Source organism: Streptomyces avermitilis MA-4680 = NBRC 14893 (genome assembly GCF_000009765.2).
Lineage (GTDB): Bacteria > Actinomycetota > Actinomycetes > Streptomycetales > Streptomycetaceae > Streptomyces > Streptomyces avermitilis.
In genome coordinates this window covers 7,057,263-7,082,283 of sequence record NC_003155.5, presented here as the reverse complement: position 1 = coordinate 7,082,283, position 25,021 = coordinate 7,057,263, and the positions used below count along the sequence as shown (strand labels likewise).

The following is a 25,021-nucleotide window of genomic DNA, read 5'->3' as shown; positions in this document are numbered from 1 at the left end:
TCGAATGCGGGTCAGATCTCGATGCAGGTACGCAGGGCGGTGCCCGTCCGCATCTGGTCGAGGGCCTCGTTGATCTCGGCGAGCGGCACCCGGTGGGTGATCAGGCCCTCCAGGTCGATGCGTCCGGCACGCCACAGCGCGATGGTCCGTTCGTACGAGCGCAGCACGTCGCCGCCGCCGTACATCGAGGGCAGGATCCGCTTCTCGTCGAAGAACAGCTCGAACATGTTGAGCTGGAGGAAGTCGTCCAGCGCGCCCGCGCCGACGACGACGAGTGTGCCGCCGCGCCGGGTGTTCTCGTACGCGGTCCGGGCCGTGGCCGACCTGCCGACGACCTCGAAGACGTAGTCGAAGCCCTCGCCGCCGGTCACCGCCTGCTTGGCCGCGGCCAGCTCGTCCGGCGACACCGCCTGCGTGGCACCGAACCTGAGCGCGGACTCACGGCGGGAGGCGACCGGGTCGACGGCGACGATCTCGGCCGCGCCCTTGAGGCGGGCGCCCTGGACGGCGGAGATGCCGACGCCGCCGCAGCCGATGACGGCGACCGACGAACCGGCCGCCACGTCCGCGGTGTTGAGGGCGGCGCCCAGTCCCGTGGTCACCCCGCAGCCGATGAGGGCGGCGATGTCGAAGGGCACGTCGTCCGGGATCGGCACGGCGCTGCCCGCGTCGACGACGACCTCCTCGGCGAAGGTGCCGGTGCCCGCGAAGCCGAAGACATCACCGCCGGGGCGCCTGAAGTTGGGCGTGCCCGCGTTCATGAACCCGGCCAGACACAGCTGGCTCTGGCCGCGCTTGCAGGCGGGACAGACCCCGCAGGCGGGCAGCCAGCACACGACGACCCGGTCGCCGGGCTTCAGGTGGCTGACGCCTTCGCCGACCTCGACGATCTCGCCGGCGCCCTCGTGCCCGGGTACGAACGGCGCGGGCTGCGGCAGTACGCCGCTCATCGCGGACAGGTCCGAGTGACACAGTCCGGTGGCCCGCACCCGGATCCTCACCCTGCCGGGCCCGAAGCCCACCGACTCGACGTCGTCGAGGACTTCGAGCTTGTCCTGGCCGATCTCGTGCAGTACGGCTGCGCGCATGGTGCGGCTCCCCTCGGGTGTACGGACGTACGGACGTACCGGGCTCAGGAGTGGGCGACGACGGTGTCGGCCAGCACGGGGGCGTCGTCCCGCTCGACGGCCGTCACCGAGACCTGGACCTGGCCGTCCCGTTGCCACATGCGGATGCGCAGCGTCTCGCCGGGGAAGACGACCCCGGCGAAGCGCGTGCGGTAGGAGCGGACGCGGGTCACATCCCCGGCGAGGCGGGTGTCGACGACCGCCTTGAGCGTCATGCCGTAGGTGCACAATCCGTGCAGGATGGGCCGGTCGAACCCGGCGAGCTTCGCGAACTCGGGGTCGGCGTGCAGCGGGTTCCAGTCGCCGGACAGGCGGTACAACAGGGCCTGGTCCTCGCGGATCGGCCGCTCGACCACGGCGGTGGGCTCATCCACCGGCGGTTCGAGGCGTGTGGACGGGCCCCGGTCGCCGCCGAAGCCGCCCTCTCCGCGGACGAAGATCTGGGCGTCGTTCGTCCACAACGGGCCCTCGGCGTCGGAGACTTCGGTGCGCATGACCAGGATGGCGGCCTTGCCCTTGTCGTAGACGGCCGCGATGCGCGAGGTGGCGTTCGCCGTGCCCGTCACCGGGATCGGGCGGTGGAGCTCGACGGTCTGGCCGCCGTGCAGAACGCGGGCGAGGTCGACGTCGACGCCGGGCATGGACAGGCCGCCGATCACGCCGGGTGAGCCGGCGCCCGCGACGGTGGCGAAGCTGGGCAGCACGTGCAGCCGGGACTCCAGGGTGTAGCGCAGCTCGTCGGGGCCGGTCGCCGGGATGCCCGCGCCGAGGCCCAGGTGGTAGAGCAGTACGTCCTTGTGGTCCCAGGAGATCTCGGCGGACCGGGGTTCCGCGGCGACGGCCTTGGCTGCGTCGATGGGCATGGGGCTCCTGATCACTAGTGCGTAAGACCTCGGTGCGGCCGTCCGCACCGTCGGCCGCACCGAGGTCGTCACTGGGCCGGGGAACCCGCCTGTTCTAGAACGCGTTCCAGTACGGCGACCCCTTGTATAGCCCAGCGCCCATTACTTGTGAAGGCTCCTGACACCATGTCAGATCGCGGCGCGCGGGTTCCGGCACCCATGACATTTGTCCCGGCGGATTCCGTACAAGCGCATCTGCCGCCCCCGCCTCCCGGCTCGTAGCGTCGTACCCATGACGAAACCCACGGGGACACCGGGGACGCGTCCGCCGCGTCGCGCGGACGGCGCGACAGGGGACGGGGAGCGGGGGCGGCGGACGGGGAGCAGGGGCGGGGAACGGCGACGGGGAACGGGGAACGGGGAGCAGAGATGACCGGGAACAGCGATCCGATGACCTGCCGCATCCACGAGGTGCGGGAGGCGCGGCGTGCCTGGAAGGAGGCGTGGCCGCCCCGGCGCGCCGCCTTCCGGGCCCGGCGGAAGTCCGGGGAGCCGGCCCCCGAGGAGATGGGTCCGCCGCACAGCGGTTTCGCCCTGCTGCCGTGGCTGCTGATGGGCATGGGCGCGTTCTCCAACCTTCTGCAGGGCACGACCCCGAACCCGTGGATCGGCGGGATGGGTCTGCTCGCCTTCAACTCCCTTTACATCTCCGTGGTGTTCCGCGCCTTCGTGAAGGAGAAGCGGGACGCGCCCGCGACCCGCTGGGTGCTCGTCGCGATGCTGGCGATCACCAGCGGGCTCGGGATCGGCTACGGCGGCAGCTGGCTGTACTTCTTCCCGCTGCTCGGCCTGGCGGTCGGCGCGGTCACCCGGGGCAGGACGCTCCCGAAGCTCGCGTTCGCCCTGAGCGCGCTGGCGGGGACCATAGCCGGGTTCCGGGACGGCTGGGGCGCGGTCGGCATCGGGTACGCCACCTTCCTGTCCACCGCGGTCACGGCGGCGATCCTCTCCCTCTCCGAGGCGGTACGGGAGCTGCGCGCGGCCCGCGAGGAACTGGCCCGGCGCGCCGTCGAGAAGGAACGTCTGCGCTTCTCCCGCGATCTGCACGACCTGCTCGGCCACACGCTCTCCGTGATCGTCGTGAAGTCGGAGGCGGCCCGCCGGCTGGCCCACCGCGACCTGGAGGCGGCGCTGCTCCAGGTGACCGACATCGAGTCCGTCGGCCGTCAGGCGCTGACGGAGATCCGCGAGGCCGTGACGGGCTACCGCGAGGGCAGCCTCACCACGGACCTGGACGGGGCCCGCTCGGCCCTGTCCGCGGCGAGCGTCGACCCCGTGGTCCGCCGGTCCGGCCCACCGCTCACGCCCCAGACGGAGGCACTGCTCGGCTGGGTGGTCCGCGAGGCGGTCACCAACGTCGTCCGCCACAGCGACGCCACCCGCTGCGAGATCACGGTCGACGGCACCCCGGACCGCGTCCGTCTGAAGATCACGGACAACGGCACGGGCGCCACGGTGTCCGAGCCCCTGGAGGGTCTCGGCGGCACGGGCCTCAAAGGACTGACCGAGCGTCTGGCGGCGGCAGGCGGCTCACTGGAGGCGGGCCGGGCCCCGAGGGTCGGCTTCCTGGTCACCGCGGAACTCCCGGTGGACGCGACGGAGCCGGCGAACGCGGAGTCGGCGAACGGAGAGTTGGCGGACAGGGAACCGGCGAACGCGGAGTCGGCGAGCACGGAGGCCGACTCGGGCGGGGCGGGTGCGCGGGGCGCTACGGAGGTGTCGGAGCGGGAACAACTCGCGTGACGTGCGCGCCCTACGCTTGCCCCGTGAACGAGATGCCGCAGGACCACCGGCCCGCCAAGTCCGTCCGGGTGCTGCTCGCCGAGGACCAAGGCATGATGCGTGGCGCCCTTGCCCTGTTGCTCGGTCTGGAGGAGGACATCGAGGTCGTGGCTCAGGTGGGCGCGGGGGACGCGATCGTCGACGCGGCCCTCGCTCACCGGCCGGACGTGGCGCTCCTCGACATCGAGCTGCCGGGGATGAGCGGGCTCGAAGCGGCGGCCGAGCTGCGGGAGCAGGCGCCCGGGTGCCGGGTGCTGATCCTCACCACCTTCGGGCGGCCCGGGTATCTGCGCCGGGCCATGGAGGCCGGGGCCGCCGGGTTCCTCGTCAAGGACGGGCCCGTGGAGGACCTGGCCGCCGCGATCCGGCGCGTGCTCACCGGGGAGACCGTGATCGACCCCGCGCTCGCCGCGGCCGCGCTCAGCGCCGGGCCCAATCCGCTCACCGCCCGTGAGTGCGACGTCCTCAAGGCGTCCGTGGACGGCGCGACCGTCGCCGACATCGCGGCCAAGCTGCGCCTGTCCGAGTCCACCGTCCGCAACTACCTCTCCTCCGCCATCGGCAAGACGGGCACCCGCAACCGCATGGAGGCGATGCGGGAGGCGCGGCAGCAGGGGTGGTTGTAGCGAGCCCCCCGCCGGGAGTAGCGGGGGCGTGCGCGCCACCGTCCGTCGGCTCAGCGAGCCCCCGTCGACCCCGTCACCACCGTCGACCGCGGCAGCCACAGCAGCATCAGCAGCGCCCCGCCGAGCAGCACGCATCCCCCCGTGCGGAACGCGAGTGCGTAGCCCTCCGTCAGGGCCTGTGCCGACCCGCGGCTTCCCGTGCGGGCCGCCGCGATCGTCGACATGACCGCGAGACCGAGCGAACCGCCCATCGTCCGCGACGTGTTGATCAGCCCAGACACCAGCCCGGCGTCCATCGGCGACGCCCCGGACGTCGCCAGCGAGGCGAGCGTCGTCGCCCCGAGGCCCCCGCCCAGCATCATCAGGATCCCGGGAAACATGATCGCGGTCGCGTACGTCCCGTCCGCCGTCATCGTCGACTGCCACCCGAACCCGGCCGCCGCCACCAGCGTGCCGAGCGCGGCCACATTGCGCGGCCCCACCACCGGCATGAGACGCGGCGCCAGCTTCGCCCCCAGCAGCACGGCCAGCGAACTCGGCACCAGCGCGAGCCCGGCGCCCAGCGGCGTGTAGCCGAGGACGTTCTGCGCGTACAGCGTCATGAAGAACCACATGCAGAACATCGCGGAGCCGTTCACGAACATGGCGACGTTCGCCGACGCCACCGGCCGCCGGCCCAGCAGCTTCAGCGGCATCAGCGGTTCCTTCGTCCGCGCCTCGACCGCCAGGAAGAGCCCGATCAGCGCGAGCCCGGCGCACAGCGGTACGAGCGTCGCGGCGGCCGTCCAGCCCTCCGCCTCCGTCTGCACGATCCCGTACGCGAGGGTCGCCAGGCCCGCCGTCACCAGCAGCGCGCCGGGCAGGTCGAGGCGTCGCCCGTCACGGGCCCGGCTCTCCGGCAGCCACCGCGCGGCCCCCGCCAGGACGACCGCGCCCACCGGCACGTTGATCAGCAGCACCCACCGCCACGTCAGGCCGTCCACGAGCAGCCCGCCGACGAGCCCGCCCGCCGCGCCCCCGCCCGCGCCGACCGCGGTCCAGGTCGCTATGGCGCGTGCGCGTGCGGCGCCCTCCGGGACGGCGGAGGTGACGAGCGTCAGCGTGGCGGGTGCGAGCACCGCCGCCCCCAGCCCCTGCACGGCCCGGGCGACCAGCAGTTGCCAGCCCTCCTGGGCGAGACCGCCGCCGAGGGACGCGAGCGTGAACAGGGCGAGCCCGGCGAGGAACGTGCGGTTGCGTCCGTACAGGTCGCCGGCCCGCCCGCCGAGCAGCATGAACCCCGCGAAGGCGATCGCGTACGCGTTCACCACCCACTGGAGTCCCGGAGCGCTCAGCCCCAGGTCGGCGCGCATCGACGGCAGCGCCACGTTCACGACGGACACGTCGAGGACGACGAGGAACTGTCCGGCGCAGGCGAGCGCGACCACCACCCAGGCGGGCGGTGCGGCACGGCTGGTCGTAGTACGGCTGTCTTCGGTGGCGGCGGCTCGGAGCATGGATGTCATGCTCTCAACCGGCCTACGCTCCTGGCATCGGATTTTCGCCGCAGCCGTACATCGGCCCGCAGGCCTAGTACTCCGGTCCTATGGAGTACGTCATGGAGTACGAGACCCCGAGCGCGGAGCACTATGCCCCGAGCGCGGAGCACTATGCCCCGAGCGCGACGGGCCGGTCCGCGCGCAGCAGCGTCACCACCGCCGCTCCGCCCAGTCCGATGTTGTGCGCGAGACCCACCCGGGCGCCCGGGACCTGGCGTGCCCCCGCCTCGCCGCGCAGCTGCCAGGTCAGCTCGGCGATCTGGGCGATACCCGTGGCGCCCAGCGGATGCCCCTTGGAGATCAGCCCGCCGGACGGGTTCACGACCCACCGGCCGCCGTAGGTCGTCGCTCCCGACTCGACCAGCTTCCCGGACTCCCCGGCCACGCACATGCCGAGTGCCTCGTACGTCAGCAGCTCGTTGATCGAGAAGCAGTCGTGCAGTTCCACCACGTCGACGTCCTCGATGCCGAGCCCGGCACGCTCGTACACCCGGCGGGCGGCCTCCCGCGACATCGGCCGGCCGACGACGTCGATGCAGGACCCCGACGCGAAGGACTCCTCCGTGTCCGTCGTCATCGCCTGCGCGACGATCTCCACCACCCTGTCCCCCAGCCCGTGCCGCTGCGCGAAGCGTTCGGAGACGACCACGGCGGCCGCCGCTCCGTCCGAGGTGGGTGAGCACTGGAGCTTGGTCAGCGGGCGGTGCACCGGGCGCGACGCGAGGATCTCGTCGACGGTGTACACGTCCTGGAACTGGGCGTACGGGTTGTGCGCCGAGTGCCGGTGGTTCTTGGCCCCGACCGCGGCCAGTTGCGCCTCGGTCGTCCCGTACTTCTCCATGTGCTCGCGCGCCGCGTCGCCGAAGATCTGCGCGGTGGGCGGGGTCGCCTCGAAGCCGTGCCGGGCGGCCATCACGCCGTAGTGGCGGGCGACCGGCGAGCTCCGGAAGTCGCCCCCGTCGGCCCCGCTCCCGAGCGAGCCGCGGGTCATCTTCTCGAACCCCAGCGCCAGTACGCAGTCCGAGATCCCGCCCTCGACGAACTGCCGTGCCAGCATCAACGCGGTCGAGCCGGTCGCGCAGTTGTTGTTGACGTTGTAGACGGGCACGCCGGTCAGGCCGAGTTCGTACGCGGCCCGCTGTCCGGCCGTCGACGCCTGGAAGCAGTAGCCGACCGGAACCTGTTCCACCTCGGTGTAGGCGATCCCCGCGTCCCCCAGGGCCTTGCCGCCCGCCTCCCGCACCATGTCCCAGTACTGCCAGTCACGGGTCTCGGGCTTCTCGAACCGCGTCATGCCGACGCCGGCGATATAGGCCTTCATGCCGCGAAAGATTAGAACACGTTCCATACGAGCGACAGAGCTGACGGTGCATCAGATTCTCACGGGAAGGTCAAGAATTCGTTAGTACGCCAAAGCATCGGAATAGTTGCCTGGGCGTACGGGGTTTACCCACCACTTATCCCGCACGGATCTCCCGAACGATCCCCTTCGCACCCTCTTTCCGGCCTGGAGGCCTCACGCAATGACGCACACGTCGACCGACCAGCCCGCCCGGAGAGCGACCGGCGCCCTCGTGCCGGTGCTCGCCTTCGCGGGCATCGTTGTCGCGGTGATGCAGACCCTGCTCGTCCCGGTCATCAAGGACCTGCCGACGCTGCTGAGCACGTCACCCAGCAACGCCACCTGGGTCCTGACCTCGACCCTGCTCTCGGGAGCCGTTGCCACGCCGATCATGGGCCGACTCGGCGACCTGTTCGGCAAGCGGCGCATGCTGTTCACCAGCCTGGCCGTGATGGTGGCCGGCGCGCTGGTCAGCGCGCTCACCAGCACACTGCTGCCGATGATCGTCGGCCGTACGCTCCAGGGCTTCGCCATGGGCGCGATCCCGCTCGGCATCGGCCTGATGCGCGACATGCTGCCCCGCGAGAAGCTCGGCTCGGCGATGGCCCTGATGAGCTCCTCGATCGGCGTCGGCGGCGGACTCGCGCTGCCCGCCGCGGCCCTGGTGGCCCAGCACACCGACTGGCACGCCCTGTTCTACGGCGCCGCGGGCCTCGGCGTCGTCTCCATCGTCCTCACCTTCCTCGTCGTGCCGGAGTCCCCGATGCGCGCCGAGGGCTCCTTCGACTATCTGGGCGCGCTCGGCCTGTCCGTCGGCCTGGTCCTGTTCCTGCTGCCGATCACCAAGGGCAGCGACTGGGGCTGGAGCTCGGCCACCACGCTCGGCCTGTTCGGCGCGGCGGTCGCCGTCCTGCTGCTGTGGGGCCTGATGGAGCTGAAGGTCGCCGCGCCGCTGGTGGACCTGCGCACCACCGCCCGCCCCGCGGTGCTCTTCACCAACCTCGCCTCGATCATGGTCGGCGTCTCGTTCTACGTCGTCTCACTCGTCCTGCCGCAGCTGCTCCAGCTGCCCGCCGCCACCGGCTACGGCCTCGGCCAGTCGATGGTCGTCGCGGGCCTGTGCGTGGCGCCGCTCGGCCTGACGATGATGTTCACGGCCCCCGTCTACGCCCGGATCTCGGCGAAGTACGGCCCCAAGGTCACCCTCATCATCGGCATGGTGATCATCGCCGTCGGTTACGGCGGCGGCCTCGGCCTGATGAACGCCGCCTGGCAGACCATCGTCATCTCGGTGGTGCTGGGCGCGGGCATCGGCCTCGCCTACTCCTCGCTGCCCGCGCTGATCGTCGGCGCGGTGCCGGCCTCGGAGACGGGGGCGGCCAACGGCCTCAACACCCTGATGCGGTCCATCGGCACGTCCGTGTCGAGCGCCGTCATCGGCATGGTCCTCGCCAACACCGCGCACCATGTCGGGGACGTCGCCGTCCCGACCATGCACGGCTTCCGCGTCTCCTTCCTGATCGCGACGGGCGCGGTGGCGGTCGGCCTGGTCCTGGCGCTCTTCCTGCCCCGGCAGCGCCAGGCGACCAAGCCGCAGCTGCGGGCCAGCAGCGAGGAGGACGCGGCGCTGGAGCGCGCGGCCGAGGTGCTCGGCGGCTTCCGCGGCCGGGTCCTGAACGCCGGGGGCGACCCGGTCGCCCGGGCCAAGGTCACACTGATCGACCGCCGTGGCCGCCAGGCGGGCGCGACGCTCTCCGCGGAGGACGGCAGCTACGCGCTCGCCGTACCCGCCCAGGGCGCGTACGTCCTGGCCGCCAAGGCCGCGGGGCACGGACCGCTCGCCTCGTCGGCGACGCACGCGGGCGACGACCGTCCGGTCGACGTCGATCTGTCGCTGCCGGGAGCGGACCGGAACAGCGGCGTTCCCGCCTGACCGGTGGGCGGCCCCCGGGCCGCCGTACGCGTCACTCCCGATCGCCCGCTCGCCCGCTCGCCCGCTCGCCCCCGTCGCACCCGCGACGGGGGCGAGCGCGTCGCGGGCCGGGCGCGGCCGGATGTTACGCGTTGAGCTCGGCCAGCACCCGCAGGGTGTGCGGGTCCGGGGCGAGCACCAGCAGGTCCGTCACCGGGCCCTTGCGCCACGATTCCAGCCGCTCGGCGATGCGCTCACGCGGTCCGACCAGGGAGATCTCGTCGGCGAAGGCGTCCGGGACGGCTCGCACGGCGTCCTCCCGGCGGCCGGCCAGGAACAGTTCCTGGATGCGCCGGGCCTCCTCCTCGTATCCCATGCGGGCCATCAGATCGGCGTGGAAGTTGCGGGCCGCGTGCCCCATCCCGCCGATGTAGAAGCCGAGCATCGCCTTCACGGGCAGCAGCCCCTCGGTGACGTCGTCGCACACCCGGGCGCGGGCCATGGGTGCCACGAGGAAGCCCTCACGGCGGTCGGCGAGCGCGGCCTCGTACGCCTCCGTCCGGGTCGGCGACCAGTACAGCGGCAGCCAGCCGTCCGCGATCCGGGCCGTCTGCGCGATGTTCTTCGGCCCCTCGGCGCCGAGCAGGACGGGCAGGTCGGCGCGCAGGGGATGGGTGATCGGCTTCAGCCCCCGGCCGAGGCCCGTCCCGTCTTCGCCGCGGTACGGGAGCGGGTGGCAGCGCCCGTCGAGTGCGACGGGCGCTTCCCGCCGGAGAACCTGGCGTACGACGTCCACGTACTCCCGGGTCGCGGTGAGCGGCGACCTGGGGAACGGGCGCCCGTACCAGCCCTCGACGACCTGCGGCCCCGACAGTCCGAGGCCGAGCATCATGCGCCCGCCGGAGAGGTGGTCGAGGGTGAGGGCGTGCATCGCGGTGGTGGTGGGCGACCGGGCGGCCATCTGTGCGACGGCGGTGCCCAGCCTGATCCGTGAGGTGTGGGCCGCGATCCAGGTCAGCGGGGTGAACGCGTCCGAACCCCAGGACTCGGCGGTCCACACGGAGTGGTACCCGAGCCGCTCCGCCTCCCGCGCCAGCGGCAGATGGGACGGGTCGGGGCCGCGCCCCCAGTAGCCGAGTGCGAGACCGAGCCGCATGTCCCCTCCAGGCATCACATTCTGACGGACCGTCAGCTGTACGGGTGCCTGCGACTGTACGACAACGGCCCCCCGCCCGAAAGGGCGAGGGGCCGTGCGCGCAAAGGGTGCGGGTCAGCCGCGCTGGATCCCGGACGCGTCCTGGAGGACGCCGCGGCGGCCGTCCTGCGTCTGGGCGACCAGCGCCGCGCCGCGCTGCTCGACGGCCAAGTACCAGGTGCCCGGCGCCAGTTCGGCGATCGGCGTCGGCGAACCGTCCTCGGCGTACAGCGGACGCGCCACCGGCACGGCGAACCAGAACGGCGAGAAGTCACCGGCGGGCTGGGCGGCCTGCGCCTGCTGGGGCGCCTGCGGCTGACCACCGAACGGCTGGCCCGGCTGCGGCTGCGGCTGACCGCCGTAGGGCTGCCCCGGCTGCTGGGCACCCGGGTAGCCGTAACCACTCGGCGGCTGGGCGCCGTAGGGCTGCGGGGCGACGGGCCTGGGGGCGCCGACGAGGGCGGTCTTGAGGGCTGGGACGAGTGGAGTGGCAATGGCGGCACCGGCCAGAATCAGCGCGGCGATCATGCCGAGGATGAGACCGGCACCCGCGCCGTTCGCGTCAATCGTCCACCAGAGCAGCGACCAGGCGGAAGCGACCGTCAGAGCTACGCCGACCGTCCCCATGTCGAGACCCGCCACCTTGCGCGGCTGCGGCAACGCCCGCGGGATCAGGATGAGCGCTGCTCCGACGACCCCGATCATGTAGGTGCCGAGCCCGAGACCCAGGCTGGAGCTCCAGGCGTTCGGGAAGTCGGCGCTTCCGCAGTAACTGCCGCTGCAGTCGGCTACGTCCAGAAACGACGCGATGAACAGCAACACCGCTGCTCCGATCACCACGCCGTCGCCTCGAGTGAGGGAGCGGATATTCACTTCACAGGTCCTTCGTCAGTCGTCTCGTCATCAGTGGAGGCATCGCTGTCACCATGTCGCCATCAGGCCCTGGTGTGAAGCGCGGGGGTGGCCCCTCATCGTAGGAAGGACACTATCGCCCGCCCGACGTGGGTGTCCGCCGGGTGGAGCCCGCTGATCACTACCCCCGCAGGAAACTCACGATTCCCTCAGATATCCCCTGCACTGCACACTGCCGCAACGCACCGCTGGTCAACAGTGCCGCACCCTTTACTGTCGCGCATGTTGCCGCATTCGCTGAACACCTGGGAAACCGTTGACAGATTGAGACCGCCCGGGCTCCTAGGCGTGACGAGCCCGGAGTCGTCACCGAAGCAACTGGAGGGCGAGCTGCCCGCGGCGCGGGAAGTTGCCGGTGCCGGTGCAGCCAGTCAGACGTGAGCCACCCACGGCCGGATGCGGCTCGCCGGGACACTCCGGCGAGCCGCGTCCTGGCCCGATGGGCAAAAGGACCCCGCTCAGCTATCGCTGGCTGTACTTGAAGCAGACACCGATCGGCTTGTACGCCTTCTTTCCTGTGTGGAAAGTTATCCAGCTGCCACCGGTAGTGCCTTGGACATCAAACTTCTTGCCGGAGTATTTCGCGTACGCCTTCAGGGTCCCGTACTTGCCCCGAGGCACCTCCTTGGAGCCACTCACTGTGATACTGCGGGACTTCGTCACATCCCAGCCGACACCGACGCTGATGGCCCCTTTGGTTGCGTCGATATGCTTCGAGAGCGTGGTGCTCACAGCCTCGGTCTGGTCTATGCGCAGCATCATTGCGCCCCGGCCGGAGGCTTCGGCGAGCGGGGTCTTCCCGCACGAGGTGCCGATGGACCGAACGTTGATCAGCCTCTCGGCAAGCCAACCACCACCGATCTTTGACACCTGTGCGTCCGCCGTGGTCGCTGCCGCCTCACGCGGCGCAGCGTGCACCGTGGCGTTCACGCCCATCAGGCCCAGGGTCATTGCGGCAACTGCCGCCCCACGCCGAATTGTTTGGAACTTCAACTGATCCCCCATGATCATAAACAAGCAAGTGTCGATCACCTGTGGTCAAGACAAGTTGATCAAGAGGGGTGCGCGAATGCAATCAATCTGAGATAGATCTGAGGTGCTGAAGGCGTGGCAATGTGGCCGCCGGGGATACCCCCTTCACGGCTGCAGGAAATTCACAATGCCGTCCGAGATCCCCTGCGCCGCCTTCTGCCGCCACGCATCGCTGGTCACGCGTGCCGCGTCCTTGCCGTCGCGCATGTTGGCGCACTCGATGAACACCTTGGGAACCGTTGACAGATTGAGACCGCCCAGGTCCTCACGCGTGACGAGTCCGGTGCCGTCGCCCACGTAGTTGGAGGGCGCGCTGCCCGTGACGCGGACGAAGTTGCCCGCGATGCGCTCGCCGAGGTCGCGTGAGGAGGCGACGATCGGGCGGGTGTCCGCGGCGCCCCCGTGCACCGCTCCCGGCAGGATGACGTGGAAGCCTCGGTTGCCCGCCGCCGAGCCGTCGGCGTGGATGGAGACGACCGCGTCGGCGTGCGCCCGGTTGCCGATGCGGGCCCGCTCGTCCACGCACGGGCCCCATGAGCGGTCGCCGTCCTGCGTGAACTTCACGGTGGCGCCCTCCTTCTGGAGGATCGTGCGCAGCCGGCGCGCGACGTCGAGTGTGAACCGGGCTTCGGTGTAACCGGCGTTGGTGGACGTGCCTGTGGTGTCGCACTCCTTCCAGTTCGTTCCGATGTTCACCTTGCGGTTGATGTCGGCCGTGTGCTGGAAGTTCCCGGAGTTGTGGCCCGGGTCGATGACGACGACCTTGCCCCGGAGCGGGCCGGAGGCGGCGGGCCCGGAGGTCGGGGAGGCGGGCGTGGAGGACGACGTACCCGGCTTCTCGCCGTCGTCCGTCGCGGAGGCCGCGGGGGACCCGGAGCCGCCCGCCGAGGACGACGACGCCGACGACTTCTTCGACGCCGAAGCCGACGTCGTGCCCCCGGCCGCCTTGTCCGAGCCGTCCCCGCCGCCCGGGGCGCCCACCGCCTCGTAGACGAGCCAGCCGAGCAGCGCGCCCGGCACGAGCGCGGCGAGCGCGACGGTCAGGGGCGCGCGCCGGAAGCGGCGCGGCTGGGGTGGATCGAAGTCCGGGCCTACGTATGACACGTCTGCGACTCTAACCGCGCCCTCAGATCCCTGCGCCCGTTCGCCGCAGGACGCGCAGCGAGTCGGTTGCCGAGACCTCCGTGAACGCGCCGGACTCCAGGGCCCTGAGGTAGACGCGGTACGGGGCCTGGCCGGTGAACTCGTCCTTCGGGTCCGGGAACACGTCGTGGATCAACAGCAGGCCGCCGTCGGCGACATGGGGCGCCCAGCCCTCGTAGTCGGCGCTCGCGTGTGCGTCCGTGTGACCGCCGTCGATGAAGACGAAACCGAGGGGGGTGCCCCAGATCTTCGCGATCTGCGGTGAGCGGCCGACCAGCGCGACCACGTGGTCCTCCAGGCCCGCCGTGTGAAGGGTGCGGCGGAAGGCGGGGAGCGTGTCCATCAGGCCGAGCGCCGGGTCCACCGTGTCCGGGTCGTGGTAGTCCCAGCCCGGCTGCTGCTCCTCGCTGCCGCGGTGGTGGTCGACCGTGAGCGCGGTGACCCCGGCCGCGCGGGCGGCGTCGGCGAGCAGGATCGTGGAGCGGCCGCAGTACGTGCCGACTTCGAGGAGGGGGAGACCGAGCCGTCCCGCCTCGGTCGCGGCCGCGTACAGGGCGAGGCCCTCGTGGCGGGGCATGAATCCCTTGGCGGCCTCGAAGGCGGCGAGAATCTCCGGCTTGGGCGCCGCTGACATGGGGTCCCCTCCTGCTGCGGTACGTACCCGACGCCGTCCATCGTGCCGCACGGCCCGGGGCCGGGGGACGGCGGGGGCCCGGCCGACCGACGCCCGGCTCGACGGCCGGCGCGCTGTTCGGCGGGGGCCCGGCCAGGTCATCGGCGGCCGGCCCCGGCCGCGGCCTCGGTCGGGACCGCAGCCGGGGTCGGGACCGCGGCCAGGGTCGGTCGCGTGGCTCAGCCCTTCGTCAGTTCCGATGCGGACGGCACCTGGTCCTTCACCTCGGCGCCCGCGCTCTTCCCCGCGTCCTTCACCTTGTTGATGATGTCGTCGTAGGTGTTCGCGGCCGCGTCCGTCGAGTCGCCCTTGCGGAGCTTGGCCGGCAGGCTCTTGAGCGCCTCGATGCCCGCGGTGAGCGGGGCGACGGCCTTGGCGAGCGTGGGGTCGCCCTGGGCGTTCTTCAGGGCCGCCTTGAGCCGGTTGTACGAGAACCCGCCCGCGAGTCCCGCCTTGACCAGCGCGACCTTGCGGCCCTTCGCGCCCTTCTTGAACTTCCCGGCCTTCCAGGGCTTCACGATCCACTGGTAGGTGGCCCCGGCGGCGAGCCCCGCGTTCGCCACGAAACGGGTCTTGGCGAACTTCTGCTTCTCCGCGGAACTGGTGCCGGTGGGAGTAGCGGTGGCCGCGGCGGCCGAGGTCTGCTGATCGGTGCTGTCACTGCCGCAGGCGGTGGCGCCGACGAACAGGGTGCAGCAGAGGGTGAGCGCCACGATGAGGCGCCGTATGGGTACGGGCACGGGATCCTCCGGGAGTGGGCGGTTCTCCCGGCAGCGTCACCCGGGGCGGAGGGCCGTGCCACCTGAGCGAACCCGTTCGGGTTCCTCCGGCGGGGTCGTTCCAGGTTTCAATCAGGATTGAGGGGCCATTCGCAGAACATGTCCCCTCGATATCGCAACGGTTCCAATCAGGCGGGGACGGTCATCGCGATCGTCGCGGACGTCATGGCCGTCATCCTCGGGCTGTGGATCCTCATGTATCTGCTGGACGCCAACCGGGCCAATGACCTGGTGCAGTTCGTCCACGACGTGGCAAGCTGGCTGGCCGGCTGGTCGCGTGACCTGTTCACCTTCGACAAGGCATGGGCCCGCGTGGTGGCCGGCTACGGGCTCGCGGCCGTCGTGTACCTCTTCATCGGCCACGCCATCGCCAACCGCATGCACCGCCACTGACGGACCGCACGCGGCACGACCGACACACCCCACACACCCCAGGCACCACCACCGGGGTGCCTATTCGCAGCAGTCCGGGTCAAGACCTCTCGGCAGGCGGTCGCCACTGAAGACCGCGCATGTCGCCTCGTCGCCACCCAGGGCCGCCACGGCGAGCAGCAGGGAGCCCGCCGTCCAACTGGTCAGCTCCCGGGGCCAGATGGCCTCGTCCTCGAAGACGTAGCCCGTCCAGTACAGGCCGGTCTCCGGATCGCGCAGGTGCTGGATGGACTGGAGGATCTCCAGCGCGCGGTCGGACTCGCCCATCACCCACAGGGCCAGGGCGAGTTCGGCCGACTCGCCGCCGGTCACCCACGGGTTGGGGACCACGCAGCGGACGCCGAGGCCGGGGACGACGAAGCGCTCCCAGCCCTCCTCCACACGGGACTTGGCCTCCGCGCCGGTCAGCGCGCCGCCCAGCACCGGGTAGTACCAGTCCATCGAGTAGCGGTCCTTGTTAAGGAACCGCTCGGGGTGCCGCCGGATCGCGTGCCGCAGCGCGCCCACCGCCAACTCCCAGTCGGGCTGCGGCTCCTCACGCTGCTCGGCGATGGCGAGCGCGCAGCGCAGCGCCTGGTGGATCGACGAGCTGCCGGTGAGCAGCGCGTCGTCGACGGCCTTTCCGTCGTCCTCCCGCTTCCAGCCGATCTGGCCGCCCGGCTGCTGAAGCCGCAGCACGAACTCCACGGCCGCGTACACCGTCGGCCACATCCGGTCCAGGAACGTGTCGTCGCCGGTCGCGAGGTAGTGGTGCCACACGCCCACCGCGACGTAGGCGCAGAAGTTGGTCTCCCGGCTTCGGTCGGTGACGTCCTCGAAGTCCCCGTCGGCGTAGGCCGCGTACCAGGAGCCGTCGCCGTTCTGGTGGGCGGCCAGCCAGGTGTACGCGCGCTCCGCCGCCTCGTGCTCCCCGGCCGCGTCGAGCGCCATCGCGGCCTCGGTGTGGTCCCACGGGTCGAGGTGGTGTCCACGGAACCACGGTATGGCGCCGTCCGGCCGCTGCACCCCGAGGATGCCGCGCACGGTGGCGCCGGCCTCCTCTGCGGTGAGGACCCCGGGCAGGACGAGGTGTTCTGTCCGGGGCGTCGTCACGAAGCGTCCACCGCGGCGGCGTCGACGGGCAGGTGCGGCTTGGTGGCGTACGCCACGAAGCTCTTGCCGATCAGCGGGTTCAGCGCCTGCTCGGCGACCCGGGTGGCCAGCGGTTTCTTCATGATGTCCCAGACCAGCAGCTTGTGGTACGCCCGCACGGGCAGCGCCTTGTCGTTGTCGACGCCGAACGCGCACTTCAGCCACCAGTACGGCGAGTGCAGCGCGTGGGCGTGGTGCGTGCCGTAGGGCTTGAGGCCGGCTTCCCTTATCTTGGCGAGCAGTTCGTCCGCCTTGTAGATGCGGATGTGGCCGCCCTCGACCTCGTGGTAGGCGTCCGACAGGGTCCAGCAGACCTTCTCGGGGCCGTAGCGCGGGACGGTGATGGCGATCCGGCCGCCAGGCTTCAGCACCCGCACCATCTCGGCGAGCACGCCCTTGTCGTCGGGGATGTGCTCCATGACCTCGGAGATGATCACGACGTCGAAGGAGGCGTCCGGGAACGGCAGCGCGAGGGCGTCGCCCTCCATGGCCGTCGCGGTGGCTCCGGCGGGCGCCTCGCCGGCCTCCTTCATCGCCGCGAACCACTTGGCGACCTCGCGGATTTCCTCCGCGTTCTGGTCGAGCGCGACGACCTGGGCCCCACGCCGGTAGCACTCGAACGCGTGCCGGCCGGCTCCGCAGCCGAGGTCCAGCACGCGGTCGCCCGGGGCGAGCGGGAACCGGGAGAAGTCGACGGTCAGCACGTGGCCCTGCTTTCGCGATCGGATACGACTATTTCTTCTGCTTCTTCAGCTGCCGCGCCGTCTGCTGTTCCGGCACCCGCCGCCTTCATGGCACCCGCCGCCTTCACGGGACCCGCCGCTGTTGCGGTGCCTACGGCCACGGCGGTGCGGCCCGCGCCTGCCGGGGCCGTGGAGCGGGCGATCGCCTCGCGGTAGTGGGCCGCCGTGCCCTCGGCGGCCTTCGCCCATGTGAACCGCGCCAGCACCCGTTCCCGCCCGGCGGAGCCGAGCCGCGTCCGCAGCGCCGGGTCGCCCAGGAGCCGGCTCAGCCCGGCGGCCAGCGCCCCCGCGTCGCCCGGCGGCACCGCCAGGCACGTCTCTCCGTCCGGGCCCGCGACCTCCGGGATCGCGCCGCCGGTCGTGGCCACCAGCGGCGTACCCGTCGCCATCGCCTCCGCGGCCGGCAGCGAGAACCCCTCGTACAGCGAAGGCACGCACGCGACCTCCGCCGACCGTACGAGGGCGACGAGTTCCGCGTCCGAGATGCCCTTCACGAACTCGACGGCGCCGTGCAGCCCGTACCGCTCGATGGCCTGGGCGACGGGGCCGTCCTCGGCGCGCTTGCCGACGACGACGAGGTGCGCCCCGGGGTGCTCGGTCCGTACCTTCGCCAGCGCCTCGATGAGGAAGACCAGCCCCTTGAGCGGCACGTCCGCGCTGGAGGTGGTGACGATCCGGCCCGGCACCTGGGGCACCGCGGGATCGGGCGAGAAGAGGTCGGTGTCGGCGCCGATGTGCACGACGTGGACGTGGTCCTGGGAGACACCCAGGTGGTCGACGATCTCCTGGCGGGAGGTGCCGGAGACGGTGAGGACCGACGGCAGCCGGCGCGCCACCCGCTTCTGCATGCGGGTGAACGCGTACCAGCGGCGTACGGACGCCTTGCGCTGCCAGCCCTCGGCCGCGTCCAGCTCCAACTGCCGGTCCACGGTGATGGGGTGGTGGATGGTGGTGACCAGCGGTGCGCCGACGTCGCCCAGCAGGCCGTAGCCGAGGGTCTGGTTGTCGTGCACGACGTCGAAGTCGCCGCGGCGGGCGCGCAGCTCGCGGCGGGCGCGCAGCGAGAAGGTCAGGGGCTCGGGGAAGCCGCCGGTCCACATCGTGCCGACCTCGAGGGCGTCGATCCAGTCCCGGTACTCGCCACGCCCGGGGGTGCGAAAGGGATCCGGCTGGCGGTACAGGTCGAGGCTGGGCAGTTCGGTGAGGCTCAGGCCGGGCAGGCCTTCGTCCAGCACCGGGTAGGGCTGGGAGCCGATGACCTCGACCCGGTGGCCGAGGCGGGCCAGCTCGCGCGAGAGGTGTCGTACGTAGACGCCCTGGCCGCCGCAGAACGGGTTGCCCTTGTAAGTGAGGAGCGCGATGCGCAACGGCACGTCGCCGTCAGCGGCCGAGCCCTCCTGGGGACCCGCCTCCATGGCCTCAGCGGTCACTTACGGCCCCCTTCTCCCTGCACGTTCCCGCGAGATTACGCCGGGACGCTAATCTAGAACAAGTTTCAGACTTGATCGTTCGAGGAGCATTGAATCTACCGGCAGGTAGCGCCGGTGTGAGCGGTGGATCAGGTGATTCGCGCCACGACGGACGGCCCTGCCATGCTGTGGGATCTCTCCTCCAGCTGACCCCCACGGAACGGGACCCATGCCTGCGGAAGCCAAGGTGGAAGCCAGTACCGGAGCCAGAGCCGCACGACCGGCCGTTCAGCCCGCCTCGCCGCCGCTGACGGAGCGGCAGGAGGCGCGCCGCCGCCGGATCCTGCACGCGAGCGCGCAACTGGCCAGCCGGGGCGGCTTCGACGCGGTGCAGATGCGTGAGGTCGCGGAGTCCTCGCAGGTGGCGCTGGGCACGCTGTACCGCTACTTCCCCTCCAAGGTGCATCTGCTGGTGGCCACGATGCAGGCTCAGCTGGAGCACATGCACGGCACGCTGCGCAAGAAGCCGCCGGCCGGGGACACGGCGGCCGAGCGGGTGGCCGAGACGCTGATGCGGGCGTTTCGCGCGTTGCAGCGGGAGCCGCATCTGGCCGACGCGATGGTCCGCGCCCTGACGTTCGCGGACCGCAGCGTCTCCCCCGAGGTCGATCAGGTGTCCCGGCAGACGACGGTGATCATCCTGGACGCGATGGGTCTGGACGACCCCACGCCCGAGCAGCTCTCGGCCGTCCGCGTCATCGAGCACACCTGGCACTCGGCCCTCATCACCTGGCTGTCCGGCCGCGCCTCGATCGCCCAGGTGAAGATAGACATCGAGACGGTGTGCCGCCTGATCGACCTGACGGAAGCCGACGAGACGCCGTAGCCGGCGACCGGCCGAGGAAACCGTGGCCGCGGCCCGGCCGAGGGAAACCGTGACCGCGGACCAGCCGAGGGAAGCCCTCGCCGCTGCCCGGCCGAGGGAAACCCTCGCCGCAGACCAGCCGAAGGAAACCCTCGCCACGGACCGACCGAAAGAAGCCCCGGCCGCAGACCGGCCAAAGGAAACCCCGGCCGTGGACCGGCCGACGGAATCGACCCTTGGCCGCGGACGCGGAACCGCTCACTCCTCCGGTGGGAACACCGGCTCCCCGCTCCCCAGCACCCTGATGACGATCGCCTCCACGGGGCAGCTCTCCGCCGCCGCCAGGATCTGCTCGTTGGCGTCGGTCTCCGGTTCGGCCGGCCGGGACTGCCGGGCGGAGTCGAGGCGGAAGGCGACGGAGGCGTGGTGGACGCACTGGGCGGAGCCGATGCAGACGGAGCGGTCGACCTCGATGTGCCAGCGGTCGCCCATCAGGCCCCGGCCCCCTCCACGCCCGTGGGAGCCTCGTACCCGGCCGGCAGGTGGATCATCTTGTGCTCCAGGAACTCGCCGTACCCCTCGGGCCCGAACTCCCGCCCGAGACCCGAGTTCTTGTAGCCGCCGAACGGGCCGAGCATGTCGAGGCTGAAGGTGTTCACGGAGTACGTGCCCGTACGGACCCGGCGTGCGACGTCGATGCCGTGCTCCACGTCGGCCGTCCAGACACTGCCGCTCAGCCCGTAGTCGGAGTCGTTGGCGATCTTCACGGCCTCGGTCTCGTCGCCGTAGGGCAGCAGGCAGATGACCGGCCCGAAGATCTCCTCCCGCGCGATCCGCATGGAGTTGTCGACGTCGCCGAAGAGGGTCGGCTCCACGTACCAGCCGCGGTCGAGTCCCGGTGGACGCCCGCCGCCCGTCAGGATCTTGGCGCCCTCCTCCTGGCCGATGCGGATGTAGTCGAGGTTGCGCCGCTGCTGCCGCCTCGCCACCAGCGGGCCGACCTGGGTCGCCGGGTCCAGCGGGTCACCGACCACCAGGGCGCTCGCCGCCGCCGCGAACGCGTCCGCGAACTCGTCGTAGCGCGAGCGCGGAACGAGGATGCGCGTCTGGGCCACGCAGGCCTGCCCGTTGTTCATCCAGGCCGCGGAGACGATCCCCGGCACCGAGGTCGTGATGTCCGCGTCCGGCAGGACCACCGCCGCCGACTTGCCGCCCAGCTCCAGGGTCACCCGGGTGAGATTGCGGGAGGCGACCTCCATCACGCGCCTGCCCGCGGCCACCGATCCCGTGAAGGAGACCTTGTCGATCCCGGGGTGCCCGACCAGGTACTCGCTCACCTCGCGGTCCGCCGGCAGGATCGACAGCACGCCTTCCGGCAGCCCGGCCTCCCGGGCGATCTCGCCCAGCAGATAGGCGTCCAGGGGCGATTCGGGCGACGGCTTCAGTACGACCGTGCAGCCGGTCAGCAGCGCGGGGGCGAGCTTGGCGGCGGCGACGAACTGCGGCACGTTCCACGGGACCACGGCCGCGACCACGCCCACCGGCTCGCGCCGCACCACGATCTTCCCGAGGACTCCGTCGCGGGTCTCCTCGTAGGTGAAGTTCCGCGCGACCGTGATCGCCGCGTCCCACACCATCATCGCGCCGAGGGCCTGCGCGAGGACGCTCCAGGAGTACGGCGAACCGTTCTCGGAGGAGATGACCCGGGCGATCTCCTCGTGCCGTACCGCGATGGCGTCCTTGATCCGGGTGACGACCTCGATGCGCTCGTCGAGGGTCGCGCGCGGCCAGGGGCCCTCGTCGAACGCCTTGCGCGCGACGGCGACCGCGCGGTCCACGTCCGCCGTGGAGGCGTGCGGCACCCGTCCGATGACCTCCTCGGTGTGCGGGGAGATCACCTCGATGACGTCCTTGCCCAGCGGGTCCGCCAACACCCCGCCGATGAACAGCTGTCCGTGTTCCACGAGCTCGGTCATGGCCGACTGCCTCCCGGGACGCACTCCGACGCTTCTCCGACGAGCTTCTCTGACGACCCATCAGATAGGAAGACTGATACCAGTTCCGGCCGACGGAGTCCACGGACCGGACAGGGTGCGGACCGGACGGGGCACGGAACGGTCGACCCGGGCTCCCATCGAAACGTGTTCTAGTTATAGTGACCGGAACGCGGCGATTGGGGAGCCCATGGCGCAGGTGTCCGACCACGGCGGAGGCGTACGGTCCATCAAGGTCCCCATCCCGGACAATCCCCTCGGCCACACGCTCGTGTACGTCGTCGACACCGACCGCGGACCGGTCCTGATCGACACGGGCTGGGACGACCCCGCCTCCTGGGACACCCTCACCGAGGGCCTGACGGCGTGCGGCACCTCGGCCGCCGAGATCCACGGGGTGGTCATCACCCATCACCACCCCGACCACCACGGCCTCTCGGGCCGGGTGCGCGAAATGTCCGGGGCCTGGATCGCGATGCACGCGGCGGACACCGCGGTGGTGCGGCGCACCCGCGAGGCCCGCCCCGAGCGCTGGTTCTCCTACATGACCGCCAAGCTCATGGCGGCCGGCGCCCCCGAGGCGCACGTGGCGCCCCTGCGCGCCGCCCGTCCGCGCGCTCTGCCGGGCCTGTCCCCCGCGCTCCCCGACCGCGAGATCGTCCCCGGCGACCTCGTCGGCCTCCCCGGCCGCCGACTGCGCGCGATCTGGACACCGGGGCACACCCCCGGACATGTGTGCCTCCACCTGGAGGAGGAGCATCCCGCTCAACTCCCCGGCCACGGACGCCTGTTCTCCGGCGACCATCTCCTCCCCCGGATCACCCCGCACATCGGCCTGTACGAGGACCCGGACGACACCACGGTCACTGATCCCCTCGGCGACTATCTCGACTCCCTGGAGCGCGTCGGCCGGCTCGGGCCCGCCGAGGTGCTCCCGGCCCACCAGCACGCCTTCACCGACGCGCCCGCCCGCGTACGGGAATTGCTCACGCACCACGAGGAGCGGCTGACCGGACTGCTCACCCTCCTGGACACCCCGCTCACGCCCTGGCAGCTCGCCGAGCGCATGGAGTGGAACCGGCCCTGGGAGCACATCCCCCACGGCTCACGGAACATCGCGGTCTCGGAGGCCGAGGCCCATGTACGCCGCCTGGTCAAACTGGGGCGCGCGGAGGCGGTACCGGGGAGCGACCCGGTGACGTACGTGGCGGTGTGATCCGGGGACGTACGTGGCGGTGTGATCCGCGGGACGGCCACTCACAGGCGGCCCTCAGGTCCGCTCGTACGGGCCGGTAGAGTGAGCGCGTCGTCATCACACCCGTACGGGGGGAAGCCGGTGCAAATCCGGCGCTGACCCGCAACCGTATGCCGCTCGCGCGGTGAGCCGGACTGCCCCGCACAGGACGTGACCGGCTCAGGTCACCGGCAGCCCGCCGATGACCGGCACCGTCGAGGTTCACGGGGTCGGAGCCGCCCGGTTGCCTCAGTGCGCCCGCGCGCCCGGCCCCTCCCAGGGAGAGGCATCCGCCGATCATGATAGTTCGCCGCAGCGCAGCGGTACTGGCCCTCACCGCCGTGATCGGCGGCGCCACCGCCCCGGTCGCCCTTGCCGACGACGCGTCACCGTCCGCGTCACCGTCGCGGGCTTTCCCCTCCGCCCTGTACGGCTCCACGGACCCGACGTACGACGGTGTCTGGCGCCAGTCGCTCGCGCTGCTCGCCCAGCACACGGTGGGGGTGCGGCCGGCCGCCAAGGCGGTGGACTGGCTGACCGGGCAGCAGTGCGCGAGCGGCGCCTTCGCGCCGTACCGCGCGGACGCGAGCGCGAAGTGCGACGCCAAGACGATGGTCGACACCAACAGCACGGCGGCGGCGGTGCAGGCGCTGGCGGCACTGGGCGGACACGACGCCGAGGTCGGCCAGGCCGTGCGCTGGCTGAAGGACGTGCAGAACAAGGACGGCGGCTGGGGGTACACGGCCGGTGGCGCGAGCGACGCGAACTCGACGTCCGTGGTGATCGGCGCGCTGGCCGCCGCGGGCGACGAGCCGAAGAAGCAGGTGAAGAACGGGAAGTCGCCCTACGACGCCCTGCTCGCGCTCTCCGTGCCGTGCGACAAGACCGGCGGCGGCGCGTTCGCCTTCCAGCCCGACAAGAAGGGCGCCCTCGCGGCGAACGCGGACGCGACGGCGGCCGGCGTGGTCGGCAGCCTGGGCAAGGGCTTCGTCATCGAGGCGGCCGGCAAGGCGTCCAAGGGGTCCGGGGAGTCCAAGGCATCCGGGCAGTCCAAGGGATCCGAGTGCGCCTCCGGTGACTCCTTCACGCCCGCGGACGCGGCGCACAACGGCGCCTCCTATCTCGCCGCGTCCCTGGCCAAGGCGCCCTACCTGAAGTCCGCGATGCCCGGCGCCAAGCCCCAGCCGGACTACGGCAACACCGCGGACGCGGTCGTCGCCCTGGCCGCCGCCGGGTCGACGTCGGCCACCGCCGGGCCGCTCGCCTGGCTGGAGAAGAACTCCGGTGTCTGGGCGGCGAAGGCCGGTCCGGCCGCGTACGCGCAGCTGATCTTCGCGGCGCGCGCGGCGGGCGCCCAGCCACGCGACTTCGGCGGGGTGGACCTCGTCGAGAAGCTCGGCGCGACGGGTCCGGCGGCGCAGGCGCCGTCCCGCGACTCGGCCGCGTCCGAGCCCGACGCGAAGAAGGTCGACCACAAGAGCGCGTTCAACGTCTGGTGGCTCGTCGGCGTCTGCCTCGTCGCCGGCATCGGCATCGGGTTCCTGCTCTCCCGCCGCAACAAGAGGCAGCAGCTGTGAGCCTCCGCGGGACGTCCGCCCTGGTCCTGGCCGTGCTCCTGCTGGTCCTCGGCGACGCGGGCCGGGCGGGGGCCACCGGCTACCGCTACTGGTCCTTCTGGGACCGCGTCGGCGGCAGCTGGACGTACGCGACCCAGGGGCCGTCCACCGCACGCCCCTCCGACGGCGACGTCCAGGGCTTCCGCTTCTCGGTCAGCGCCGACTCGCAGGACTCGGCGAAACCGCGCGGGACGGCGGGCTTCGCCGTGATCTGCGCGAGGACGCCCGCGCGGGAGGGCAGGAAGCGGGTGGCGCTGGTCCTCGACTTCGGCACGCGCGCTGACGCCCCGCGGGGCGAGACCCCTTCGGCGCCGCGTACGGCCTGCGCCCGCATACCCGACGACGCGACGACGGCGGACGCCCTGGCCGCGGTGGCACGGCCCCTGCGCTACGACACGAACGCGCTGCTGTGCGCCATCGCGGGCTATCCGCGGACGGGCTGCGGCGAGCAGGTGACGACGCCCAAGGAGCCGACGGCCAAGGAGCCGACGGCCACGTCCGACGAGCCCACGGCCACGTCCGACAAGAACGCGCCGCGGCCCGGTCCGTCGGTGGGGCTGCTCGCGGGCGTGGCGGCGGTGGCGCTGCTGGGCGCCGCGGCCATCTGGCGGGCCCGGCGCCGGCGGGGCTGAGA

The 25,021-nt window shown here is 71.7% G+C and carries 23 protein-coding genes, 1 pseudogene and 1 riboswitch; of the genes and pseudogenes, 8 read left to right on the top strand and 16 right to left on the bottom strand.

Annotated features, from left to right (window positions below):
- Positions 1-11 precede the first annotated feature (11 nt).
- Positions 12-1,088 (bottom strand): Zn-dependent alcohol dehydrogenase, encoded by a 1,077-nt coding sequence (locus tag SAVERM_RS30265; protein ID WP_010987273.1) that lies wholly within the window; start codon positions 1,086-1,088, stop codon positions 12-14.
- Positions 1,089-1,132: 44 nt separating this feature from the next.
- Positions 1,133-1,990: a MaoC/PaaZ C-terminal domain-containing protein gene (locus tag SAVERM_RS30260; protein ID WP_010987272.1), complete on the bottom strand. Its 858-nt coding sequence runs from the start codon at positions 1,988-1,990 to the stop codon at positions 1,133-1,135.
- A gap of 408 nt (positions 1,991-2,398) precedes the next feature.
- On the opposite strand from SAVERM_RS30260, the gene SAVERM_RS30255 reads away from it, so the two are divergent.
- Positions 2,399-3,772, top strand: coding sequence for a sensor histidine kinase (locus SAVERM_RS30255; protein ID WP_010987271.1), 1,374 nt, complete (start codon positions 2,399-2,401; stop codon positions 3,770-3,772).
- Between the two features lie 32 nt (positions 3,773-3,804).
- Positions 3,805-4,437: a response regulator transcription factor gene (locus SAVERM_RS30250; RefSeq protein WP_010987270.1), complete on the top strand. Its 633-nt coding sequence runs from the start codon at positions 3,805-3,807 to the stop codon at positions 4,435-4,437.
- Positions 4,438-4,487: 50 nt separating this feature from the next.
- Here SAVERM_RS30250 and SAVERM_RS30245 read toward each other — a convergent pair whose 3' ends face one another.
- Complete coding sequence (locus SAVERM_RS30245) at positions 4,488-5,942, bottom strand: DHA2 family efflux MFS transporter permease subunit (RefSeq protein ID WP_010987269.1); 1,455 nt, start codon at positions 5,940-5,942, stop codon at positions 4,488-4,490.
- Positions 5,943-6,084: 142 nt separating this feature from the next.
- The gene (locus SAVERM_RS30240; protein ID WP_037645580.1) at positions 6,085-7,296 is read right to left on the bottom strand and encodes a lipid-transfer protein; all 1,212 of its coding nucleotides are present in this window, start codon (positions 7,294-7,296) and stop codon (positions 6,085-6,087) included.
- Positions 7,297-7,498: 202 nt separating this feature from the next.
- Here SAVERM_RS30240 and SAVERM_RS30235 point away from each other — a divergent pair, with 202 nt between their 5' ends.
- Positions 7,499-9,250, top strand: a complete 1,752-nt coding sequence (locus SAVERM_RS30235; protein ID WP_010987267.1) for an MFS transporter — start codon at positions 7,499-7,501, stop codon at positions 9,248-9,250.
- Between the two features lie 124 nt (positions 9,251-9,374).
- On the opposite strand, the gene SAVERM_RS30230 is transcribed toward SAVERM_RS30235, so the two are convergent.
- The 7 genes and pseudogenes from SAVERM_RS30230 to SAVERM_RS30205 all read right to left on the bottom strand — a co-directional run bounded on the left by SAVERM_RS30230 (position 9,375) and on the right by SAVERM_RS30205 (position 14,924).
- Entirely contained in the window at positions 9,375-10,385 is a 1,011-nt protein-coding gene (locus tag SAVERM_RS30230) for an LLM class F420-dependent oxidoreductase (protein ID WP_010987266.1), read from the bottom strand.
- Positions 10,386-10,499: 114 nt separating this feature from the next.
- The gene (locus tag SAVERM_RS30225; RefSeq protein WP_010987265.1) at positions 10,500-11,297 is read right to left on the bottom strand and encodes a DUF5336 domain-containing protein; all 798 of its coding nucleotides are present in this window, start codon (positions 11,295-11,297) and stop codon (positions 10,500-10,502) included.
- Between the two features lie 160 nt (positions 11,298-11,457).
- Positions 11,458-11,680, bottom strand: a pseudogene (locus SAVERM_RS45010) (N-acetylmuramoyl-L-alanine amidase); the annotation flags it as partial.
- A 118-nt stretch (positions 11,681-11,798) separates the two neighbouring features.
- Positions 11,799-12,368 (bottom strand): hypothetical protein, encoded by a 570-nt coding sequence (locus SAVERM_RS30220; protein ID WP_037645578.1) that lies wholly within the window; start codon positions 12,366-12,368, stop codon positions 11,799-11,801.
- 105 nt (positions 12,369-12,473) lie between these two features.
- Positions 12,474-13,472 (bottom strand): N-acetylmuramoyl-L-alanine amidase, encoded by a 999-nt coding sequence (locus tag SAVERM_RS30215; protein ID WP_010987263.1) that lies wholly within the window; start codon positions 13,470-13,472, stop codon positions 12,474-12,476.
- Positions 13,473-13,494: 22 nt separating this feature from the next.
- Positions 13,495-14,145: a class I SAM-dependent methyltransferase gene (locus SAVERM_RS30210; protein ID WP_010987262.1), complete on the bottom strand. Its 651-nt coding sequence runs from the start codon at positions 14,143-14,145 to the stop codon at positions 13,495-13,497.
- A gap of 218 nt (positions 14,146-14,363) precedes the next feature.
- A complete protein-coding gene (locus tag SAVERM_RS30205; protein ID WP_010987261.1) occupies positions 14,364-14,924 on the bottom strand; it encodes a hypothetical protein in 561 nt (186 codons plus the stop codon).
- Between the two features lie 138 nt (positions 14,925-15,062).
- Between SAVERM_RS30205 and SAVERM_RS30200 the strand changes: the two genes are divergently transcribed.
- Positions 15,063-15,356, top strand: coding sequence for a hypothetical protein (locus tag SAVERM_RS30200; protein WP_010987260.1), 294 nt, complete (start codon positions 15,063-15,065; stop codon positions 15,354-15,356).
- 60 nt (positions 15,357-15,416) lie between these two features.
- On the opposite strand, the gene SAVERM_RS30195 is transcribed toward SAVERM_RS30200, so the two are convergent.
- Genes SAVERM_RS30195 through SAVERM_RS30185 form a run of 3 tightly spaced genes read right to left on the bottom strand, consistent with a single transcriptional unit; the run spans position 15,417 to position 18,699 of the window.
- Positions 15,417-16,487, bottom strand: coding sequence for a prenyltransferase/squalene oxidase repeat-containing protein (locus tag SAVERM_RS30195; RefSeq protein ID WP_010987259.1), 1,071 nt, complete (start codon positions 16,485-16,487; stop codon positions 15,417-15,419).
- A complete protein-coding gene (locus tag SAVERM_RS30190) occupies positions 16,484-17,230 on the bottom strand; it encodes a class I SAM-dependent methyltransferase (RefSeq protein ID WP_010987258.1) in 747 nt (248 codons plus the stop codon). The genes SAVERM_RS30195 and SAVERM_RS30190 overlap by 4 nt, the downstream gene beginning before the upstream one ends.
- Complete coding sequence (locus SAVERM_RS30185) at positions 17,224-18,699, bottom strand: glycosyltransferase family 4 protein (protein WP_010987257.1); 1,476 nt, start codon at positions 18,697-18,699, stop codon at positions 17,224-17,226. Before SAVERM_RS30185 ends, SAVERM_RS30190 begins: the two co-directional genes overlap by 7 nt.
- 208 nt (positions 18,700-18,907) lie before the next feature.
- Here SAVERM_RS30185 and SAVERM_RS30180 point away from each other — a divergent pair, with 208 nt between their 5' ends.
- Positions 18,908-19,564, top strand: coding sequence for a TetR family transcriptional regulator (locus SAVERM_RS30180; protein ID WP_010987256.1), 657 nt, complete (start codon positions 18,908-18,910; stop codon positions 19,562-19,564).
- A 237-nt stretch (positions 19,565-19,801) separates the two neighbouring features.
- Here SAVERM_RS30180 and SAVERM_RS30175 read toward each other — a convergent pair whose 3' ends face one another.
- Both SAVERM_RS30175 and SAVERM_RS30170 read right to left on the bottom strand, forming a co-directional pair.
- Positions 19,802-20,035: a ferredoxin gene (locus tag SAVERM_RS30175; protein WP_010987255.1), complete on the bottom strand. Its 234-nt coding sequence runs from the start codon at positions 20,033-20,035 to the stop codon at positions 19,802-19,804.
- Positions 20,035-21,519, bottom strand: coding sequence for an aldehyde dehydrogenase (locus SAVERM_RS30170; RefSeq protein ID WP_037645575.1), 1,485 nt, complete (start codon positions 21,517-21,519; stop codon positions 20,035-20,037). Before SAVERM_RS30170 ends, SAVERM_RS30175 begins: the two co-directional genes overlap by 1 nt.
- Before the next feature lie 208 nt (positions 21,520-21,727).
- Between SAVERM_RS30170 and SAVERM_RS30165 the strand changes: the two genes are divergently transcribed.
- From SAVERM_RS30165 to SAVERM_RS30155, 3 genes are all read left to right on the top strand, one after another.
- Complete coding sequence (locus tag SAVERM_RS30165; RefSeq protein WP_037645573.1) at positions 21,728-22,753, top strand: MBL fold metallo-hydrolase; 1,026 nt, start codon at positions 21,728-21,730, stop codon at positions 22,751-22,753.
- Between the two features lie 111 nt (positions 22,754-22,864).
- A riboswitch (cobalamin riboswitch) is annotated at positions 22,865-22,961 on the top strand.
- A 109-nt stretch (positions 22,962-23,070) separates the two neighbouring features.
- The gene (locus SAVERM_RS30160) at positions 23,071-24,348 is read left to right on the top strand and encodes a prenyltransferase/squalene oxidase repeat-containing protein (RefSeq protein WP_010987252.1); all 1,278 of its coding nucleotides are present in this window, start codon (positions 23,071-23,073) and stop codon (positions 24,346-24,348) included.
- Positions 24,345-25,019: an SCO2322 family protein gene (locus SAVERM_RS30155; RefSeq protein ID WP_010987251.1), complete on the top strand. Its 675-nt coding sequence runs from the start codon at positions 24,345-24,347 to the stop codon at positions 25,017-25,019. The genes SAVERM_RS30160 and SAVERM_RS30155 overlap by 4 nt, the downstream gene beginning before the upstream one ends.
- Positions 25,020-25,021: the final 2 nt, after the last annotated feature.

Excerpts from the sequence above, each read along its gene's own strand:
- SAVERM_RS30160 (WP_010987252.1), top strand. The coding sequence starts at position 23,071 with ATGATAGTTCGCCGCAGCGCAGCGGTACTGGCCCTCACCGCCGTGATC.
- SAVERM_RS30200 (WP_010987260.1), top strand. The coding sequence starts at position 15,063 with ATGTCCCCTCGATATCGCAACGGTTCCAATCAGGCGGGGACGGTCATC.
- SAVERM_RS30210 (WP_010987262.1), bottom strand. The coding sequence starts at position 14,145 with ATGTCAGCGGCGCCCAAGCCGGAGATTCTCGCCGCCTTCGAGGCCGCC.
- SAVERM_RS30240 (WP_037645580.1), bottom strand. The coding sequence starts at position 7,296 with ATGAAGGCCTATATCGCCGGCGTCGGCATGACGCGGTTCGAGAAGCCC.
- SAVERM_RS30235 (WP_010987267.1), top strand. The coding sequence starts at position 7,499 with ATGACGCACACGTCGACCGACCAGCCCGCCCGGAGAGCGACCGGCGCC.
- SAVERM_RS30230 (WP_010987266.1), bottom strand. The coding sequence starts at position 10,385 with ATGCGGCTCGGTCTCGCACTCGGCTACTGGGGGCGCGGCCCCGACCCG.
- SAVERM_RS30255 (WP_010987271.1), top strand. The coding sequence starts at position 2,399 with ATGACCGGGAACAGCGATCCGATGACCTGCCGCATCCACGAGGTGCGG.
- SAVERM_RS30250 (WP_010987270.1), top strand. The coding sequence starts at position 3,805 with ATGCCGCAGGACCACCGGCCCGCCAAGTCCGTCCGGGTGCTGCTCGCC.
- SAVERM_RS30245 (WP_010987269.1), bottom strand. The coding sequence starts at position 5,942 with ATGACATCCATGCTCCGAGCCGCCGCCACCGAAGACAGCCGTACTACG.
- SAVERM_RS30180 (WP_010987256.1), top strand. The coding sequence starts at position 18,908 with ATGCCTGCGGAAGCCAAGGTGGAAGCCAGTACCGGAGCCAGAGCCGCA.
- SAVERM_RS30170 (WP_037645575.1), bottom strand. The coding sequence starts at position 21,519 with ATGACCGAGCTCGTGGAACACGGACAGCTGTTCATCGGCGGGGTGTTG.
- SAVERM_RS30165 (WP_037645573.1), top strand. The coding sequence starts at position 21,728 with ATGGCGCAGGTGTCCGACCACGGCGGAGGCGTACGGTCCATCAAGGTC.
- SAVERM_RS30265 (WP_010987273.1), bottom strand. The coding sequence starts at position 1,088 with ATGCGCGCAGCCGTACTGCACGAGATCGGCCAGGACAAGCTCGAAGTC.
- SAVERM_RS30175 (WP_010987255.1), bottom strand. The coding sequence starts at position 20,035 with ATGGGCGACCGCTGGCACATCGAGGTCGACCGCTCCGTCTGCATCGGC.
- SAVERM_RS30260 (WP_010987272.1), bottom strand. The coding sequence starts at position 1,990 with ATGCCCATCGACGCAGCCAAGGCCGTCGCCGCGGAACCCCGGTCCGCC.